This window comes from Nostoc sp., assembly GCF_036917235.1.
Classification (GTDB): domain Bacteria; phylum Cyanobacteriota; class Cyanobacteriia; order Cyanobacteriales; family Nostocaceae; genus Nostoc.
This window is the reverse complement of record NZ_JBALDU010000012.1, coordinates 56,036-74,425: the sequence shown is the minus strand read 5'-3', so window position 1 is coordinate 74,425 and position 18,390 is coordinate 56,036. Positions and strand designations below refer to the sequence as shown.

Annotated in this window: 15 protein-coding genes and 1 pseudogene; 9 read left to right on the top strand and 7 right to left on the bottom strand. The window is 38.0% G+C overall.

Annotated elements, in window-relative coordinates; all coding sequences use genetic code 11:
- Positions 1 to 417 precede the first annotated feature (417 nt).
- The 3 genes from V7K44_RS04240 to V7K44_RS04230 all read left to right on the top strand — a co-directional run bounded on the left by V7K44_RS04240 (position 418) and on the right by V7K44_RS04230 (position 3,170).
- On the top strand, positions 418 to 1,857 hold the full coding sequence (locus V7K44_RS04240) for an RtcB family protein (protein ID WP_334928943.1): 1,440 nt from the start codon (positions 418 to 420) through the stop codon (positions 1,855 to 1,857).
- A 146-nt stretch (positions 1,858 to 2,003) separates the two neighbouring features.
- On the top strand, positions 2,004 to 2,228 hold the full coding sequence (locus tag V7K44_RS04235; RefSeq protein WP_334842210.1) for a hypothetical protein: 225 nt from the start codon (positions 2,004 to 2,006) through the stop codon (positions 2,226 to 2,228).
- Positions 2,229 to 2,702: 474 nt separating this feature from the next.
- Complete coding sequence (locus V7K44_RS04230; protein WP_334928941.1) at positions 2,703 to 3,170, top strand: DUF1016 N-terminal domain-containing protein; 468 nt, start codon at positions 2,703 to 2,705, stop codon at positions 3,168 to 3,170.
- A gap of 210 nt (positions 3,171 to 3,380) precedes the next feature.
- Here V7K44_RS04230 and V7K44_RS04225 read toward each other — a convergent pair whose 3' ends face one another.
- On the bottom strand, positions 3,381 to 3,713 hold the full coding sequence (locus V7K44_RS04225) for a hypothetical protein (protein ID WP_334929093.1): 333 nt from the start codon (positions 3,711 to 3,713) through the stop codon (positions 3,381 to 3,383).
- Between the two features lie 326 nt (positions 3,714 to 4,039).
- On the opposite strand from V7K44_RS04225, the gene V7K44_RS04220 reads away from it, so the two are divergent.
- The 5 genes from V7K44_RS04220 to V7K44_RS04200 all read left to right on the top strand — a co-directional run bounded on the left by V7K44_RS04220 (position 4,040) and on the right by V7K44_RS04200 (position 10,749).
- A complete protein-coding gene (locus tag V7K44_RS04220; protein ID WP_334928938.1) occupies positions 4,040 to 4,606 on the top strand; it encodes a Rieske 2Fe-2S domain-containing protein in 567 nt (188 codons plus the stop codon).
- Between the two features lie 138 nt (positions 4,607 to 4,744).
- Complete coding sequence (locus tag V7K44_RS04215) at positions 4,745 to 5,530, top strand: HAD family hydrolase (protein ID WP_334928936.1); 786 nt, start codon at positions 4,745 to 4,747, stop codon at positions 5,528 to 5,530.
- Between the two features lie 172 nt (positions 5,531 to 5,702).
- Positions 5,703 to 6,881, top strand: coding sequence for a DNA double-strand break repair nuclease NurA (locus V7K44_RS04210; protein WP_334928934.1), 1,179 nt, complete (start codon positions 5,703 to 5,705; stop codon positions 6,879 to 6,881).
- A gap of 403 nt (positions 6,882 to 7,284) precedes the next feature.
- A complete protein-coding gene (locus V7K44_RS04205) occupies positions 7,285 to 9,978 on the top strand; it encodes a PAS domain S-box protein (protein ID WP_334928932.1) in 2,694 nt (897 codons plus the stop codon).
- 18 nt (positions 9,979 to 9,996) lie between these two features.
- Positions 9,997 to 10,749 (top strand): FHA domain-containing protein, encoded by a 753-nt coding sequence (locus tag V7K44_RS04200; RefSeq protein WP_334928930.1) that lies wholly within the window; start codon positions 9,997 to 9,999, stop codon positions 10,747 to 10,749.
- Here the strand turns inward: V7K44_RS04200 and V7K44_RS04195 are convergent, their stop codons facing one another.
- The 6 genes from V7K44_RS04195 to V7K44_RS04170 all read right to left on the bottom strand — a co-directional run bounded on the left by V7K44_RS04195 (position 10,750) and on the right by V7K44_RS04170 (position 17,665).
- Entirely contained in the window at positions 10,750 to 11,442 is a 693-nt protein-coding gene (locus tag V7K44_RS04195) for a zinc-dependent metalloprotease family protein (protein ID WP_334928928.1), read from the bottom strand.
- Positions 11,443 to 11,632: 190 nt separating this feature from the next.
- On the bottom strand, positions 11,633 to 12,982 hold the full coding sequence (locus V7K44_RS04190; protein WP_334928927.1) for a TerD family protein: 1,350 nt from the start codon (positions 12,980 to 12,982) through the stop codon (positions 11,633 to 11,635).
- Between the two features lie 101 nt (positions 12,983 to 13,083).
- Positions 13,084 to 13,656 (bottom strand): TerD family protein, encoded by a 573-nt coding sequence (locus tag V7K44_RS04185; RefSeq protein ID WP_334928925.1) that lies wholly within the window; start codon positions 13,654 to 13,656, stop codon positions 13,084 to 13,086.
- Between the two features lie 69 nt (positions 13,657 to 13,725).
- Positions 13,726 to 14,328, bottom strand: coding sequence for a TerD family protein (locus V7K44_RS04180; RefSeq protein ID WP_334928923.1), 603 nt, complete (start codon positions 14,326 to 14,328; stop codon positions 13,726 to 13,728).
- A gap of 159 nt (positions 14,329 to 14,487) precedes the next feature.
- Positions 14,488 to 15,063 (bottom strand): TerD family protein, encoded by a 576-nt coding sequence (locus tag V7K44_RS04175; RefSeq protein WP_334928921.1) that lies wholly within the window; start codon positions 15,061 to 15,063, stop codon positions 14,488 to 14,490.
- Positions 15,064 to 15,496: 433 nt separating this feature from the next.
- Complete coding sequence (locus V7K44_RS04170) at positions 15,497 to 17,665, bottom strand: DEAD/DEAH box helicase (RefSeq protein WP_334928919.1); 2,169 nt, start codon at positions 17,663 to 17,665, stop codon at positions 15,497 to 15,499.
- Positions 17,666 to 17,875: 210 nt separating this feature from the next.
- Between V7K44_RS04170 and V7K44_RS04165 the strand changes: the two are divergent.
- Positions 17,876 to 18,247, top strand: a pseudogene (locus tag V7K44_RS04165) (Spx/MgsR family RNA polymerase-binding regulatory protein).
- The last annotated feature ends 143 nt before the right edge of the window (positions 18,248 to 18,390 follow it).

Below are 18,390 nucleotides of genomic sequence, written 5' to 3'. Positions count from 1 at the left end.
ATTTACGGGATAAAATGAACAACTTAGCCAGATCGAGCTGGATGACTGAGACGTATCCCTCACACATCAGAAATAACTGGAAAGAGAGTCGTCTTAAATTCATCCTAGACTCTCTAGCCGGCTGGAGAGTCTAGAGATTTTTAAAAGTTTTTCGCTAAACTTTAAATTTCTTTACAACTTTGGTTCTATCGAGTAACCATTGCCCACCAAAAATACAACGTACTACAAAACACTTGTCATCTGATGAAACTGTGTGTTATTAAGGCTATATAACCACATTAGTCAGAATTAACCTGTTGTTTTCCCCACAGTTCTGGAAAAATGACCTTCTGCACTAATTGAGACGCGGCTGCTGAACCAAGTCTCCTCCTCTCTTCACAACAAAGGGTCTTCTTTAAGACCTTATTTGGAGTTTTCATGCAGCCAAAAAATCTCAAACGTCTCCTGCGTGCTTTAGAGCGCCAAGGTTTAGATGTAACTTATAACAATCGCACTTATTCAGTTCGTTTAGTTAATTCTCCTGATGCCCCTGTAGCAGAAGTGTTGCTGCCAGAAGACTTCCCCGTAGAAGCTAAGGCATTGAAGCAGTTAGCAAATTTAGCAAGCGTCCGTCACCCGTCAGGTGGATGCGTTTGTCGTGCCTGTGCTACGCCTGACTTTCACCCAGGTGATGCGGGTGTTGCCATTGGTTCAGTCGTGGAAACAGTGGGTCAAGTTATCCCTGGCGCTGTCGGTTCTGACATCAATTGTGGGATGCGCCTCCATGTTGCAGATTTGACAATCGAGGAATTTCTGGCAAAGCGCGACCAGTTCGTAGAACGCATGAAGGGGGATTACTTCTTCGGTACGCGTGATGTAACCATGACTGCTCAGGCAATGCAAGCTCTATTTCAGTACGGAGTTCCCGGTTGGCTGAATGTCATGCTAGATCGGGCTACTGGGAGTGTAGTCAAGTCTGATTTACAACAACTTGTCCAAGAGAGCGAACGCATCTTCTTAAGTGGTTCAATGGATGGTGACTGGAAACTTGCACCTGAAGAATTAGTTCCCGGTGCTGGACTAGTACACGATGGCGGACTGGCAACCATTGGCGGTGGCAATCATTTTGTCGAAGTGCAACGGGTTGATAAAGTTGAAAATCGCACACTTGCCCACGCTTGGGGAGTGCGCGAGGGACAGTTAGCCTTTATGATTCACTCTGGTTCTCGAAACGTGGGTAAGTATATTGGGGGAATGTGGCGAGATAAAGCTAAGGCGACTTGGCAAAAAGGTTTGAAGTACCCTGATTCTCAGATTTTTCCTCTCTCTACTTATTCTCACCCCGAACTAGTCGCCAGTTACCTGCAAGCTGAGGCCACTGCTGCTAACTATGGGTTTGTCAATCGCCTACTGTTAGCGGAACTGCTACGTCTGCGTTTGCGGGAAGTATACAAAGATGTGGAAGCACCTCTAGTTTATGACTTGCCGCATAACATCACCTTGCCAGAAGGTCAGGGATGGGTAACACGCAAGGGCGCGTGTCCCGCCCATGCAGGGCAACCAGTAATTATCCCTGGTTCAATGGGAGTTTATTCTTATCTGATGGTGGGTAGAGGTAATCCAGCATTTTGTAATTCTGCCTCACATGGGGCGGGAAGAATTTATTCTCGCTTTGACCTCAACCGCAGAGGTGCATCTCAAAGTGAGGCAGAACTGGGATTAATTGGGGTAGACTGCATCACCCTGCGCCAAGAACGCCGAATTGAAGAAGCACCCATCGCCTACAAACCGATTCAGTCTGTGATTGATGTACAGGTTGAAGCAGAAATGGTGGACGTTGTGGCACGATTGAGTCCGGTGTTGACGTTTAAGGCGTAGCTGCTAAATAAAAAGCCCCTGGTCAACGCCAGGGGTATCCATCTTTATTCCCTCATTTAGAATGGCATCTGTGAAGCTATAGTAAATCCGTGTTAATGCGATAAACGCATATTAATGATGACAATTTTGCAATCTCTATTCAAAACATGGGATTGTGTTCATTATCCCAACACTTGCGATCGCTCCAATTTCTGCCAGTATGTTCGCATTCAGATGCATTATCTATCCAAGGAATCGATGTAGAGTGGTACGAGTTTCCAATGGAAGCAAATAAGCTAGCACTGAATAAGGGTAATAATAAGGATAAAATTATCAATGTACAAATTGGTAGAGTGATTAAATATCCAGTAAGCAGTACAATGTTGCTATGAGTCAAAATAAATGTACCTATTTTCTTGTTTTTTTGACGAGTTTTTAAGTTTGTTCTTGAATTCGATAAATGCATAATGCAACCTTATTAATACCAGTTTATATAACAATCAAATTTGATTTTTAAAAGCCAAGCTAACTAAGAGCAAGCCCGATCGATTGGGTTTTGCTCTAAGTCTATTTAGCAAAAATCAAATGTGAGTCTTATATAAGTATGGCTTTTTACGTAAGAACATTATTCAGGCTATACACTCTGATGTCAAAGGTACAAGTAATGACTTCTTAGAACTTTTAATCTTTGGGTGCAAAAAAATGTTTTACATGAAAATATCTTGAAGTTTTGGCACTCGCTTTTGTGTAAATACTGGCAAATTTAACTTAGAGGCTTCTTTTGTCGATGCAGCAAAAATACTGATATAAAAATTTGTTTAGCAAAATTTTGCGTAATGCTGGATAAGTAGAGTTAATATTTTCTTATGCCTAGAGACGATAAATCCAAAGCTTTACAAAGGGCTACATCTGATATTATTGGTTATGAAAATTTTTTAACTGAACTAAAAATACGAATTTCTAGCGCTCAGTTGCGTGCCGCAATAGCAGTCAATAAAGAATTAGTATTACTCTACTGGCAAATTGGGCGAGATATTCTGAATAGTCAACAGCAGCAGGGTTGGGGCGCAAAAGTTATCAATCGTCTGGCGGCTGACTTGCAGAAAGCTTTTCCAGAAATGAAAGGCTTTTCGCTTCGCAACCTCAAGTATATGCGGGCATTTGCCAAAGCTTATCCAGATGAGCAATTAGTGCAACAAGTTGTTGCACTAATTGCCTGGGATCATGACAAAAAAACTGAGCTCTCACCAGAAGAAATAGGAAAGGAAGTTGCAAAAATTCTGAGCGAAATAAATGCTAATACAACGCTAATACAACTAAAGATTCTGATTTAGAGTACTCCAATTAAAAAAAGGCTCAATTGTCATTGCGAGCGAAGCGAAGCAATGACGGATTTTGGAGCATTTATTTTTTGGAACACTCTTAATTTAGAATGTATTCCAATGCAGAGAAAAATATCTTCAATCTGCTGTCAGCGCGAGACGCAAAGAAGCAGAGAGTATTTGATAACTTCTCTGTATCCCTGCGTCTTCCATAAACAACTACTACCAAATTCGATTTCCATTTTCATCAAGTCGTGCCTGCCGAATTACGTCGGAGATTTCTTCAGCATCTTTAACGTGATGGAGTGCCTTCTTTTCGCCGTTGGGTTCATCCACAACAAAATAAGTCGGGACTGTGATTGTGTCGCCTGTAATATCTGGTACATGATCAACAGCTGCCTGTTTAGCCTTCTCTTCAACTGATTGGGGCCGATCAGAAATTCTATCTCCTGGATTTGCGGTTAGGTTTCTTTCGTTCACATCTGGGTTTTCACGAGAATCCCGATCTTCGCTTACTGGTTGATTAATTTGATTTTCTTGATTTTTATCACTCATGGCACTTTCAGTTATTAAAATATGTTGCTTGACTAACAACAGCTTAAAAAATTCAAGGCATAAAGAGTTCTTTCTCTGGAGAGAGTTTGAGAATATATTTTGAAGATATTTGGTGAGGAGCATATCTTAGGTTATAGCCTAGCTCTGGGGGTTATAAATAACCTCATACTCCAGAAATAAATAATAATTAAAAATTACAGTTTAGGCGCAACTCTTAAAAAACCAATTTTATGAAAATCAACCCACAGTAAACACAAATGTACATTAATATTAATGCGATCGCGCCGTAGTATATTACTAGACCTTTCTTGGTAAATCGAATCATCATGGAAGATTCTTCTAGTAATGGCAAAATTCCAGTGAGGATAAAAACGCGCCGGGATTTCTTAACCTATATGCTAGGTACTACAGTTGCATCAGTAGCTATCGGATATCTTTTTCCCAAAGTCAGCCAAAGTCGTGAGATAGACCTAGAAACCCTTTGCTCGCTTTATCCCAAGAATTCACGCTGTCAAAATTATCTTCCAGGATCGGTGGCACTGGCTGAAGACGGCAAGCAAATTGAAGCTAATGCACTATTAGCAACCGCAAAGCCAGGAATTCCGATTCTGGTAAAAGGCTTGCCAGATCGTAGCGTTGATTATCTGATTATTCAAGACGGGCCACAGATTGCTGAGTACGCTATCAGTCCAATCTGCACCCATTTAGGATGTACAGTCGAGTGGGATCTTGAGAAAAATCACTTTATTTGTCCTTGTCATGGATCTCAATATGATTCTCAGGGTCGAGTTGTTCGTGGCCCAGCTAAACGTTCTCTACCACTAATCACTGTAGTAGTCAAGCAAAACCAAATTCGTTTAGTTAATCACAAACCTGCTGTAGATCCTCGTTAACCTACTAATAACCAATTAAATGTCACAATGCCACAATACTTTTTCAGCAAATTTATGAATTATAAAAGACTAACAAAAATTACTGCATGATTTAAATTTGTCGGGTAAGCTGACAACAGCAGTTTCATTCTCAAACCAATGACCACAAGTAGTCCCAAAATTTTAGCTCTGGACTTTGATGGAGTGATTTGCGACGGATTAATTGAGTATTTTGAGGTAGCATGGCGTACCTACTGTGAAATTTGGTCTTCTGCTAACGACACACCGCCAGATGATTTAGCTTTAAGATTCTATCGACTAAGACCTGTTATTGAAACAGGTTGGGAAATGCCCATTTTAATTAAAGCCTTGATAGATGGAATTTCTGATGAAAAGATTCTGCATGAATGGGTAAGCATTGCTCCACAAATTTTGTTAAATGACAAGCTACAAGCAAGAGAAATTAGTGCGAAACTAGATAACCAACGAGATGAATGGATTACCACGGATTTAAGTGGTTGGCTGAGTCTGCATAGATTTTATCCGGCTGTAGTAGAAAAAATCAAATTAACTATTGACAGTGGAGTTAAGCTATACATTGTGACAACTAAAGAAGCCCGTTTTGTACAGCAGTTGTTGCAACAAGAAGGGGTGAATTTACCACCTGAAGCAATCTTTGGAAAAGAAGTCAAACGTCCTAAATATGAAATTTTGCGAGACTTAATTCAGTCAGCAGAAGACAAGCCAGTTAGTCTCTGGTTTGTAGAAGATAGACTCAAGACATTACAGTTAGTCCAACAGCAAGCAGACCTTGAGGATGTAAAACTTTTCCTGGCGGACTGGGGCTATAATACCCAAGCAGAAAGGGAATCTGCTCAAAACGATCCGCGAATTCAGTTGTTATCACTTTCTCAGTTTGCCAAAGATTTCTCAGCTTGGCTTTAATATATTAAATATTTAGCGAAAAAGAGATGTAGCACTGCTACGTCTCTACAAGGATTCTGAATAACGCCTATTTAATTTGTGGACGTATTTATATAAATCAAACTATGTGTTTTATAAATTTAGGTGAAATAATAACTCATAAGTATTCACTCCTCACTTCGCATTTAATTTTATGCTTGACCTAACAAAACTGGCGCGACAAATGCAGGGTTTAAGCCAGCATCTTACCTTAGAAGCTGCTGCCAGTCGTCAGCGTTTAGAACTGGCACAACAACATTTAAAAAATGCTTACGAGTGTCAACAAGATTTAATCGATCGCCAGGAAAAATGGCGCGATCGCATTCTCTTTGCTAATGCTACCCCAATTGAACCACTAGAAACTTGCATTGATATTCCAGTTCCGCCAAAAATTCATACTGTCATTGCTACCGATGGTTCCCAAATTGCCCCCAACCATCACGAAATTGCTTACTGTTATCTGCTAAATATTGGTAGAGTCGTCTTGCACTACGGACAAAATCGCCATCCGCTACTCGATAGTTTACCAGAAGTATTTTACCGCCCAGAAGATTTATATATGTCTCGGCAGTGGGGAATTAGAACTGAGGAATGGATGAGTTTTCGGCGCACTGCTTCCGAAGCAACGGTGTTAGCAGAACTGGCGTGTGATGCAGCACAAGCGGAAATGCCAGCACTAGCAATGGTAGATGGTTCGCTAATTTACTGGTTTTTAGAACAATTGCCGATGGATGCACGCGATCGCATTTTACCCCCCATCCTAGAAGCTTGGCAGCAGATGCGTGATGCTCGAATTCCTTTAATGGGCTATCTTAGCGCCTCTCGCAGCATCGAAACAATGAACTTTTTACGGTTATTAGCTTGTCCCCATCCAGCGCCAGACTGTAAAAGTCATTGCCCAAATCAGCTAGAAAAAGTACCTTGTAAAATTTTTGAACAGTTGCGAGATACTTCTGTTTGGGCAACTCGACTCAAACCAGGACAACGCAGTACCTTATGGCGCAGCAATTCCCCCATTCTCGAACTCTACGGCGATCAAACAATTTACTTTTGCTACGTCCACGTTGGCACCGAAATCGCTAGGATCGAAGTTCCGGCATGGGTAGCGGAGAATGCAACCATGTTAGACCAAGCACTGGGGCTGATGTTAGCACAAGTGCAAAAAGGATATGGCTACCCTGTAGCGATCGCCGAAGCCCATAATCAAGCAGTAGTAAAAGGTGGCGATCGGGCGCGTTTCTTTGCCCTTCTCGAACAACAAATGATTAAAGCTGGTTTGAAAAATGTGGGAACTTCTTACAAAGAAGCCAGAAAGCGCGGGAGTATTGCTTAAAATAATTTGTAATTCGTAATTCATAATTGAATTCTTAGCTACGAATTACGCCTTACGCTCCTAATACCTTAGCTACTTCAGGACGATGAAAGATAAAAAATTACGTAACACTTCTTATCTTAAATTTAAAATCTAAATGTTCGCTTTACAGCTTTTTAGGGAAAACTTTATTTAGTAGATAACTAAGTCAATAGCTAGCTTACTCAGTAAAAACTATTAGATACTTATTGGATCTACATCAAGTTAACTACGTTTTCATTCGTAAGGAAAACAGTCTTAACCAGAACTGACATTAGGTGAGTCTCTAGGTTGATATATCCTATCCAAATGGTTGTCCAACTTCAGTAAAAAACGTACTAACTTATTTAACCTTTCTCCAAAAAGATTCATATCTAAAAAGCTGATGAAACTAGTTAAGTCTGAGTACAAACAATCTGAAGAAAAATACTCTCGATTTTTCTCGCTTTCTATAGATTTATTGTGCATTGCTAATTTTGATGGTTATTTTAAGTATTTAAATCCAGTATGGACAAAAACGCTAGGTTGGTCAATTCAGGAACTCGTTGCTAAACCATTTATCGAATTTATTCACCCTGAAGACCGTGAATTAACTATTGCAGCAGCCCAAAAAATTACGCAATCTGTAGATGCAGTTAGCTTTGAAAACCGCTATCTTTGTCAGGATGGTTCTTACAAATGGCTATCGTGGAATGCAACTGGTTTCAGTGAAGAAAAGTTGATTTATGCAGCAGCTCGTGACATAACTCTTAACAAAGAGAATGAGATAGCGCTACAAAAATCTATCCAAGAATTAGAAGCTTTTAGATTTGCTTTAAATGCCCATTCATTGGTAGCTATTACTGATAGAACTGGAAAAATAACCTATGTCAATGACCTATTTTGTGAAATTTCTAAATATTCTCCAGAAGAACTTCTAGGACAAGATCATCGGATTATCAATTCTGATTACCACACAAAAGAATTTTTTGCAAACTTATGGAAAACTATTGCCCAAGGGAAAATCTGGAAAGGAGAAATTCAAAATAAAGCTAAGGATGGAACTTTTTATTGGGTAGATACTTTGATCGCCCCAATGTTGAACCAAGATGAAAAGCCCTATCAATATGTATCAATTCGTACAGATATTACACAGCGTAAGCTTTCAGAATTAGCTTTATTGGAGCGATCGCGCTTGTCAGTTTTGAGTGCAGAAGTCAGTTTAGCCTTATCTCAAAGTGGCACACTTCCAGAAATTTTGCAAAATTGTACAAATACTATTTCCCAATACCTTGATATCGGCTTTGTTTGTATCTGGACATTTGAACGACAGACAAACCAACTACAATTGCAAGCTGGCGTTCATTGCACAGATATTACTTGTAGTACTTTGAGCGATACTCAAGATTTCCCAGAACATATCGCTTTAGTCAATAATATTATTGGCTTAATGATTCAAAATCATCAAGCTATTTTTAACCAAGAACTATCAATTAATCATTCAGGAAAGCTTATAGAGTCTACATTTTCAATTTCTCGATTTTCTGCTTATCCCCTAATAGTCGAGCAGCAAATAATCGGTATAATGGCTTTATTTAGCAAGCAATTATTTACCGAACCAACTCATAACCTATTAAATTGGATTGCTAATAATATTGCTGTAGCTATTGACCGAATCTGGGCGCGAGAAGAACTCCTCAGTCGTCGGGAAGCCTTGTTACTGCGTCTAGCTAGTCAAATCCGCAGTTCTCTTGACCTAGATATGATCCTAGAAACTGCTGTGAACGAAATTCGCAGCTTATTACAAATTGACCGTTGCTACTTTCTTTCTTATTTACCACACCCATCCCAAGCAAGCCTAACTATTACCTATGAAGCACGAAACCCTAGCTTGGCAAGTATGTTAGGCAGTATTCCACTGCAAAAAAGCACTTTTTTGACTAAAAATCTTCTCTCTCAAGAGCTAATTTGTATAGAAAATATTAATAGTAAATCACAACTTGATTATGATATGCAAGAACTTTTAACTGAGTTTGGGATCACATCTCAACTAATGCTACCAGTTAAAAGCAATTCTGGGGAAATTGGAGCAATTGTGTGCAGTCATTGTAGTGGCGATCGCATTTGGACTAACAGTGAAATTAACCTGTTACAAGCTGTTTGCGATCAACTAGCGATCGCCATCGATCATGCACAACTTTATATCCAAAGTCGCACTGCTACATTAGAAGCTCAAACTCAAGCTGAAAAACTCACTGAAACCTTGCATAAATTGCAACAAACTCAATCTCAACTGATCCAAAATGAAAAAATGTCTAGTTTAGGACAATTAGTCGCTGGAGTTGCTCATGAAATCAACAATCCAGTTAATTTTATTCATGGCAACTTAACCTATGCTAACGAATACTTTCAAGAAATGTTAACTCTCTTGCACCTTTATCAGCAACACTATCCCCAACCGGAAGTAGAAATTGAAGATTTCACTAAAAAAATTGATTTAGAATTCCTTACTAGTGACCTTTCTCAACTCCTATCCTCGATGAATATGGGTACTAATCGTATCCGTGAAATTGTTTTGGGATTGCGAAATTTTTCTCGCCATGATGAAGCGGATAAAAAATTAGTTGACATTCATCAAGGAATTGAAAATACGTTATTAATTTTGCATCATCGCTGGAAAAACAATGGAATTGGCTTAGATATATCTATAGTTAAAGAATATGGTGATTTGCCGCTAGTTGATTGTTATGCTGGGCAACTGAATCAAGTATTTATGAATATTTTAACTAATGCGATCGATGCCTTAGAAGAGTCAATGGTCAAGATAAAAACAAATCATAAACCGCAAATTGTAATTCATACTGAAATTTTAGAGAGTAAATTTGTTGTTATCCGAATTGCTGACAACGGATTAGGAATGGTAGAAGATATTAAAAAGCGGTTATTCGATCCATTTTTCACCACGAAACAGGTAGGTAAGGGAACAGGTCTAGGACTGTCAATTAGCTACCAAATTATAGTAGAAAAACATGGTGGAATTTTGAATTGTCTATCAGAACCAGGAAAAGGCACAGAATTCTGGATTCAAATTCCAATTTAAAAATACTCTACGTTTAAAATGAGTTTAGAACTTTTTCATGTCCAAAGCAACACTGCTTTTGAGTTACTACCAAATACTGCGGTGTTTCATATCGGTAAACCCAATGACCAAATTCCGCCAGATATTGATGTTTCCAACTTGCCAGATGCAGATGTAGTGTCTCGCATCCATGCACAGATTAAAATCTACAAAAATAATTACTTTATTGAAGATTTAGGAAGTTCTAATGGGATATTTGTCAACAACATTAAATTAGAAGCTAGAACACCCTGCCAAATCAATTTAGGAGATAAAATAGACCTTGGTCAAGGAGAAAAATTCACGTTTATATTTCAAGATCAGATACAACATCAACAAAATCTTCTTCCTCTTGCAAGTTATACAAAAATGCAGGCTCAAATTGCTGTTAACAATAGACAACCTCCAGTGAAGAAGACAAGCAAGTATATAGGCTTGGCTTTGATGATTGCAGGGATCATCATTTTAACTGCAAATATTCGTGTTGGTATATTTTTTGGTATTCCTGGTTTATTACTATGTATTTCCGGTATTTTCATCCTTTGCCAGCAGCGAATAAACCCTAACTTAGGATGGATTTTGATAGCGCTAGGAATTGTAGTCATAGCTTTTACTGGGAATGTATTCGCGTCAGTTAATCTTTTAGTTGTTGTGGCATCATCTGCTTTATTTTTTGCCGGATATCAACTTTTGAATACTGGAAAAATTTTAAATTATGATTTGCGATCGCTCCAGAAATTAATCAAAAAATAACTATCCCACTTCTCTGCGAATGGCATGATTCATCGAGTTTATTTGCGATGCATGAAACGATGGAGGCATTGAACTATGAATTATATGGTCAAGTCCATCATGCATTACATCCGTTGGTAGTGCAGAATGATCGAGTCCTAATGTATGTCCAATTTCATGGGCTATGGTATTGGCAATTAAATTAGACAATTGATTAACATGAAGGCTGGCATTGTAAGAAGCATATAATACTTGATCGATGCGGATAATCGCACGATTTGTAACCATTCCTAATTTAAAAGTAGCTACTCCTAGATAGTCAACTGGTTGGTTATCAGCAAATACATAAACGTGAGTAAAGTTGTCTCCCCACTCCTTGGTTTCAGGCGGTTCTGATGTCAAAAATACTTCAACACTTCTAAATGCACCATAAAGTTTAGAAAAGGCATCACTGAGAATACTGTTGATTGATTCTCTATTTTCCTCTTCAATGTCCATTCCCGAAACGTCTACCCAGATGCAACGGCGAAACTCGCTATTTCTCTCTATGAGAATTCTTCCACAGGAAGGGCAAAACTCCCACAGAGAGTGAATGCGCGAACTACATCCCTGACAACGGAGTTTAGGGAGCCTAGTCAAGTCTATGCGTTCCCAAATTGGGACTTTGAGCTTGCAATTGGGTTTAGTTAAATTCAGGCGATCGTAGAGAGACATTAATTTAGAGTCAGGAGTTATTATGTCATAGATTCTTTATTTAAGATAATTAGACATCTCCGAAAATGAATGTACAATCCTTATGTAGCTTGAGGTGATACCTAATTTCTGGAGATGTGTATTTTATTAACTGAGAATAATATAGAGCATAGAATCCTCAATCTATTGATACAATATTTGCTTCATAACCTTAACTTAAAATACCTCTTGCTGTGGCCTGTTTCATCCAACTAGGAAATTCATTCAGCAGTCTTTCATACAGTTGCTCATCAGTTATTTTTCCTAAATCATCTACATGAAAAAAATCAGCATTATCAACGATGCGGCCACCCATTGTATCTAATCTTTCCAAAATTCCATAGTTAGAACCAGCCAAGCCAACAAATTGCCAAAATATAGGATATTTTGCTGCATCAATAACACTTTTTTGAATCCCTTGCTCATCAGTCACACCTCCATCGCTGAGAAATACAATCAATGTAGGAAGTTTACTAGGTTGTTCTTGAGTATACTTTTTGATTACATCTTTTATTACTGAAGCTTCATTATTTCCGCCACCTAATTCTATCATAAGAGAGGGCATTTTAAAAACAAGTAAAGCTCTCTTGACTTCACCACATTCTTTATTAATATAACCATCAAGGTTAATCTCTGTTACTGATTTTGTTCTTTTGTGTTTTGATCCAAAAAACCAAACGTCCAATGTTTGATTATCATCTAGTCTACTAGCTACAGGAACTATTCTTTCAAGAAATGCTTGTACTGCACCAGAGTTATATTGATGGTTCATAGAGCCAGAAATATCTAAAACCAAAGCAACTCTTCCTACATTTTTATTAATACCTTTCTTTTTGAGGACAATATCAACTTTGGCTTTTAACAGGTTAATCTCAGCTTTTTTTGTTATATCAATATAAGAAGTTACTACAGGAATCTCGACTTTAGACTCTACTTTCTTTTCTTCCTGTTTAGTTTTGGCAATATATTTATCTACAAAACTTTGTAGTCCAGAACTATAGCCTTCTCCTACCGCTTGAAATCTCCATTCATTCTCTTTTTTATACAAGCGTCCAAATTCCAAAGCTGTCTCTTGAGAAAAAGCCTCTCTTAAATTGTATCGAGCCAGAGAATTTTTGCTTTCGTGATTGTAAATCTTGATAAAGGCATTTTTGATTTGGCTAAAGTTTTGATTTTTTTCTTGCCCCTCATGAATAGTGACAACAAAAACTATCTCCTGAATAGCTGGATTGACTTTTGCCAAATCAACATAAATTGTTTCATCATCTCCATTACCTTCCCCAGTTCTATTATCTCCTGAGTGTTTTAAAGATCCATCAAGTGAGTGAAGGTTATTGTAAAAGACAAAATATTTATCATTGGGTATTTTACCATCTGCACCTAACATAAACACAGAAGCATCAATATCATAGCTTTGCCCAGCTTGATTTACTTGCCAACCCAAACCAATAGCTACCTTTCTTAAATTGGGAGATTCTTTAGAAAGATTAAATCTGCCACCTTTGCTTAATTCAATTTCCATTTTATACACATCCTATCAATTAAAAATTCGTTAGCTTTTTATACAAAAAAAGAGGGTAACAACAATGAATACCCCCTTTGTATTAACTTTTGAGATATATACTAAGCAGCGTATCGATCTACAAAACTTTGTAGCCCTGATTTATAACCAGCACCGACAGCTTGGAATCTCCAATCTCCATCTTTTCGATAAAGTTTACCAAACTCAATTGCAGTTTCTGCGGAAGCATCTTCATCTAATTCATACTTAGCAATTTGTTTGTCTGTGGCATTGTCATAAATTCTGATAAACGAGTTTCTGACTTGCCCAAAGTTTTGCTTTCTTTGCTCTGCTTCATGAATAGTAACGACAAAAACTATTTCTTGAACTGAAGCATCCACTTTACTTAAATCAATTTGAATCGTTTCATCATCCCCTACACCCTCTCCAGTTCTGCTATCTCCCTCGTGTTTTACAGAACCATCAGGTGATTGCGAGTTATTGTAAAATACAAAATATTTTTCATTAGGAATTTTTCCGTTACTACCTAACATAAATATAGAAGCATCTAAATCAAAAGCTGAACCTGTGTCTGTAACATTGATATCCCATCCTAAACCAATTCCAGCATTTTTTAAGCTTGGTGCTTCTTTTGAAAGATTGATTTTTTCACCTTTACTGAGGTTAATTGACATAATTTTTACCTATTTTTGAAAATGAATTTGATTCTGAATTGCTATGGATTTGAGTAACTTAAGATGTACTTAAGCATAAACTTTCACAAGTCCTTCTAAACCATTAACGTTAATGCCATTGCCAATAGCTGCCAATTTCCACTCATTATTATGATTGTAAATTTCAGCCATAACCATTCCGGTCATTCCTTTATATTCAGAACCAGATAGATGATACTTAGCGAGTTCTTGATTATTAGATGTATTGACTAGGCGTACAAAGGCATTTTTTACCTGTGCAAATTCTTGCTTCCGAGTAATACAATCATAAATATTAACTGTAAAAACCAATTTTACAATCTCTTTTGGTAGTCGAGCTAAATCTACAAGAACCTGCTCGTCATCACCTTCCCCCGCACCTGTGAGATTGTCACCCAGATGGGTAATAGCTCCTGATTTATGGGATAGATTACCAAAGTAAACAAGATTGCCTATATCTGCTATTTTGCCATTTTGATCTAAACAGATTACAGAGGCATCTAAATCAAAGCCTGGAGCATTACTAAAAGCGCCAAAAAAACCGCCGCCGGAACGTTTTGCTAGATCCCATCCCAGTCCACACATTAGTTTTGTTAGCCCAGGAGCTTCTTTAGAAAGTGATATGCGTTGTCCTTTTTGTAAGTTAATTCCCATATAAGTTATTTCAAGGTATATTGAATTGACAAGATGATATCTAATATTTTCTCTATAGCTTTAGATTTTTAGCAAGTGTCAAAGATAGAGCAATATAGTTTTCTCAAATCAGCTTTATGTCAGCATGAGAAAACATCTTAGAGGCTTCTAGTAGATTTATTAGCTATAGCGTTCAAGTAGTGATTTTAAACCACCTTGATAGCCTGAACCGACAGCATTAAGACGCCATTCACCGTCTTTACGGTAAAGTTCTGCCATGATTAATGCTGTCTCTACAGAGTAGTCTTCAACAAGGTCATAGCGGACTGCTTCTTGTTTTGTTTGAGCATTGACAATACGCACAAAAGCATTTTTAACTTGACCAAAGTTATGATTACGTTGCTGTGCTTCATGAATAGTTACAGTAATAACTATCTTTTGAACATCTGCGGGTACTTGTTTGAGATTGACTTTAATGACTTCATCATCTCCTTCTCCTACACCGGTAAGATTATCTCCCATGTGCTGAAGCGATTTATCAGAGTCGGGACTTGTGAGGTTATTATAAAAAATAAAGTAGTTGTCAGAAATAAGTTTTTCGTTAATACCTAACATGAACACTGAAGAGTCTAGATCAAAGTCATAACCTGTATCTGTAGCTTTAACGTCCCATCCAAGTCCAATAAAGACATCTGTTAAGCCAGGAGCAACTTTTTCAAGTGAAACTCTTTGTCCTTTTGTTAGTGAAACTGCCATAATTTTTCTTCCTATTTATAGCAAACTAATGCACAAACTAAGCAAGTTTTTTATTGTTGCTTTAGAAGAATTGGGGGATTTTTAAATAGCAACAACAAATTAGTCAGCTATGACGCTGATTGTTTATAAAAACTTCACCAGTAATTATTTAACTTTTGAATTGGCTAGTTTTGAAGGTTAATTGTATCAACCTACTTTTCTATCAGAATTAACCAATAAGTTTTACGATTTACAGTTGAGTTATAACACCCCACACAATTGAATGTGTGTTATATTTGTTATGCGCTCTATCGTAGTCACCTTCAAGAAGCACTGAAATCAGGAAAAATACGTAAACTCAAAAACGGAGTTTTTGGGGTTACTGGTGTCTCCCCTTCTCTGCCTAAGGGCGTCTTTCTGAGGTAAAGATTATGCAACTTAAAGGCGGATTAGTTTATTCTCTCCACATTGCCACTTGCTGTTTAAGTTCACTCATATCCAAATAATCGTTAGCAAAAGCTTTCCATAAAAGTGGATGAGGAATAAAACCATCATATTTTTGAAGTTCTGGTGCTTCTGAAGTACTTACTAAATCTTCTGAAGTAATTCTTTGTTCACATAATGAAGTAATTTCACGATAAAGGTATTTAAATTTATCCTTGCCTAATTTAATTGTCAAATAATAGGGATTTACTCCGCCAATACTTGTAATTTCCAACGATTCCCGACAGTATGAGTTGAGTAATCTTTCTAAGGTGCGATAAGCAACCGTACCCATCCAAGGAAAAATACAGCATTTACCTTTTTTTAATTGCAAAATATTCTGCTTATCTAATCCAACTTGCTGCGCCAATTGCCGAACTTGACATAACCGTTGCAAAGCATTTTTTTGTAAGTAACTATACTCGATATTATCAAATAATACTTGCTGCATTCGTTGCAAAACTTTCGTATGAATAGTCCCGCCACCACCACGCCAATAAATACTAGATTTACCCTCAGACTGTTTAACAAAAATAACCTTCTTTTTAAAGTCAACTTCTACGACTTCCCAACTTCTGCCAGCTAAAGCAAATTGATTACCAACAGGAAGCGGCGTGACAATACTGCCAATTTCTGTTGTACTTTGCTTAACAATATATTCTTGCTGTTCGGCAAAGACGGCATAAAACTGAAATTTTCTTACTATCTTTTCTCCTGACAAACCCAGGATTAATTTACCTTGTTCAGTCTGCTGAATATGACCAATATCAATTAAATAGCGTAGTAATAGTTGAAAATCTTCTTTTAAAATAGCAGCAAAGGGCGGTAGACTAAAAATTTGTTTAGCTAGGGCATTAGCTGAAATTTTCCCTGCTGCTGTTAAAATACTCATTGTTTGGTGATAAAGCAAACTCAAAGGATATTTAATTGGTCTGATTGGTTCAATCCATTGTTCCTCTAAATAAAGTTGAATTATTGCAATACACTGCAAAAGTTGCCAGGGGATTTCTTCTGGTAGAGAAGCTTCTGCTAATGGCTGATCTTCAGCGCAGACAAAACGCATATCAGCAGCTTCACCTCTTCTACCACTGCGTCCCAAGCGTTGTAAAAAGCTAGCTACCGACAAGGGCGATTCTAGCTGAATAACTCGCTCTAGATGACCGATATCTATACCTAATTCTAGAGTCAGAGTAGCGGCAGTCACAGCTGGATTGTTGGGTTCACGCATCGCATCTTCAGCAGCTTGCCGCAAGCTAGCAGATATACTCCCATGATGCACATGATATATATCTGGTAGTCCTTTTTCTGTGGCAATTTGTCGCAGAGATGCAATTACAGATTCGGTTCGTGTGCGATTATTAGCAAATATTAGACATTTGCGAGACTTGCTGAGGTTGAAAATATATTGTTCATCAGCTGTCGCTTCTGATTCATCTACTTCAATATAAAAATGTTCTACAGCTAGTTTTATTTGCCGTTTTATACCATCAATTTTTGGTGTAATGACTGGCTTATCTGTTCCTGAACTCAGCCAATTTTCCGCTATTGAGTAATCACCAAGAGTTGCCGACAAACCAATACGACGTGGTTGTTTTTGTGTCAACTTTGCTAAACGTTGTAATTGGCAAATAATTTGGCAACCACGTTCTGAACCCATAAAGGCGTGAATTTCATCAATGATGACAAACCTTAAATCACCAAATAACCGAGGTAGGTCGTTATTTTTGTTAATTAATAAACTTTCTAGAGATTCTGGGGTAATTTGGAGAATGCCTTGAGGATTCTTTAAAAGCTTGTTTTTTCGAGTTTGGGAAACATCGCCGTGCCAGTGCCAAACTGGAATATCTGCTTCTTTGAGTAAGTCGTTTAGACGCTCAAATTGATCGTTTATTAAAGCTTTGATTGGACTAATGTATAATACGCCAATTGTGGCAGCAGGGTTTTCATGTAATAGAGTCAAAACTGGCAGAAAAGCTGCTTCTGTTTTACCCGCAGCAGTTGCAGCTGTAACTAGCAAGTGAGCATTAGTATCAAATATAACTTGACAAGCGGCAATTTGAACTGGTCGTAATTCAGTCCACTGGTGATGATAAATATATTCTTGGATGAAGGGCGCAAGTCGCTTAAAGGCATCGCTCATATTTTTTATCGATAAAAGTGTTAGTAAAACTACTCCTTGGTATTTCAGAACTCTCGAATCATGGATCAACGAGTTCCATGCTTGGAATTACCGATTGCTAAAAGCGATCGCTACCCTAAAATTTCTGCCGTAAAGATTCCACAACAAGAGCATTGGTGGCAGAAGTTCCACCTGCTATGTCATATATGGAGATTGTTGCTTAATTATTTTATGTCTATTCAAGTCTATGGAATTCCCAATTGCAGCACTTGCAAAAAAGCTTTGACGTGGCTCCAACACAACAACATTGACCATGAATTTATCAACACCAAAGATACTCCCCCGACTCGTGAGATGATTCAAAGCTGGGTAAAGTCTTTGGGTTTTGCTCCCATGCGAAACACCTCCGGTCAATCCTACCGCGCTTTAGGAGATGAAAAGAAGACTTAGGCTGATGAACAGTGGGTTGATGCATTTACTCACGATGCGATGCTGCTCAAACGTCCACTTTTCGTCAAAGATGGAACAGCGGTGCTGGTTGGCTTTAGAGATGAGGGAATAGTTCGAGAAAAATTAGATAGTGGTAAGCTGTCGCGCATTTAATTTGCACAATTAGGGCGGGCAAGATGCCCACCCCACAAGAGATTTATTTTTTTGAGGATGCAAATTAAAAGATTTTTAGCTTAATTAAGGATAGCTAGTATGACAGCAAATTAACATCCGTCAGTCAAACTGAAGTAATAAGG

Coding starts and splice junctions, on each gene's coding strand:
- V7K44_RS04240 (WP_334928943.1), top strand. CDS start 418: ATGCAGCCAAAAAATCTCAAACGTCTCCTGCGTGCTTTAGAGCGCCAA.
- V7K44_RS04235 (WP_334842210.1), top strand. CDS start 2,004: ATGGGATTGTGTTCATTATCCCAACACTTGCGATCGCTCCAATTTCTG.
- V7K44_RS04230 (WP_334928941.1), top strand. CDS start 2,703: ATGCCTAGAGACGATAAATCCAAAGCTTTACAAAGGGCTACATCTGAT.
- V7K44_RS04225 (WP_334929093.1), bottom strand. CDS start 3,713: ATGAGTGATAAAAATCAAGAAAATCAAATTAATCAACCAGTAAGCGAA.
- V7K44_RS04220 (WP_334928938.1), top strand. CDS start 4,040: ATGGAAGATTCTTCTAGTAATGGCAAAATTCCAGTGAGGATAAAAACG.
- V7K44_RS04215 (WP_334928936.1), top strand. CDS start 4,745: ATGACCACAAGTAGTCCCAAAATTTTAGCTCTGGACTTTGATGGAGTG.
- V7K44_RS04210 (WP_334928934.1), top strand. CDS start 5,703: ATGCTTGACCTAACAAAACTGGCGCGACAAATGCAGGGTTTAAGCCAG.
- V7K44_RS04205 (WP_334928932.1), top strand. CDS start 7,285: ATGAAACTAGTTAAGTCTGAGTACAAACAATCTGAAGAAAAATACTCT.
- V7K44_RS04200 (WP_334928930.1), top strand. CDS start 9,997: ATGAGTTTAGAACTTTTTCATGTCCAAAGCAACACTGCTTTTGAGTTA.
- V7K44_RS04195 (WP_334928928.1), bottom strand. CDS start 11,442: ATGTCTCTCTACGATCGCCTGAATTTAACTAAACCCAATTGCAAGCTC.
- V7K44_RS04190 (WP_334928927.1), bottom strand. CDS start 12,982: ATGGAAATTGAATTAAGCAAAGGTGGCAGATTTAATCTTTCTAAAGAA.
- V7K44_RS04185 (WP_334928925.1), bottom strand. CDS start 13,656: ATGTCAATTAACCTCAGTAAAGGTGAAAAAATCAATCTTTCAAAAGAA.
- V7K44_RS04180 (WP_334928923.1), bottom strand. CDS start 14,328: ATGGGAATTAACTTACAAAAAGGACAACGCATATCACTTTCTAAAGAA.
- V7K44_RS04175 (WP_334928921.1), bottom strand. CDS start 15,063: ATGGCAGTTTCACTAACAAAAGGACAAAGAGTTTCACTTGAAAAAGTT.
- V7K44_RS04170 (WP_334928919.1), bottom strand. CDS start 17,665: ATGAGCGATGCCTTTAAGCGACTTGCGCCCTTCATCCAAGAATATATT.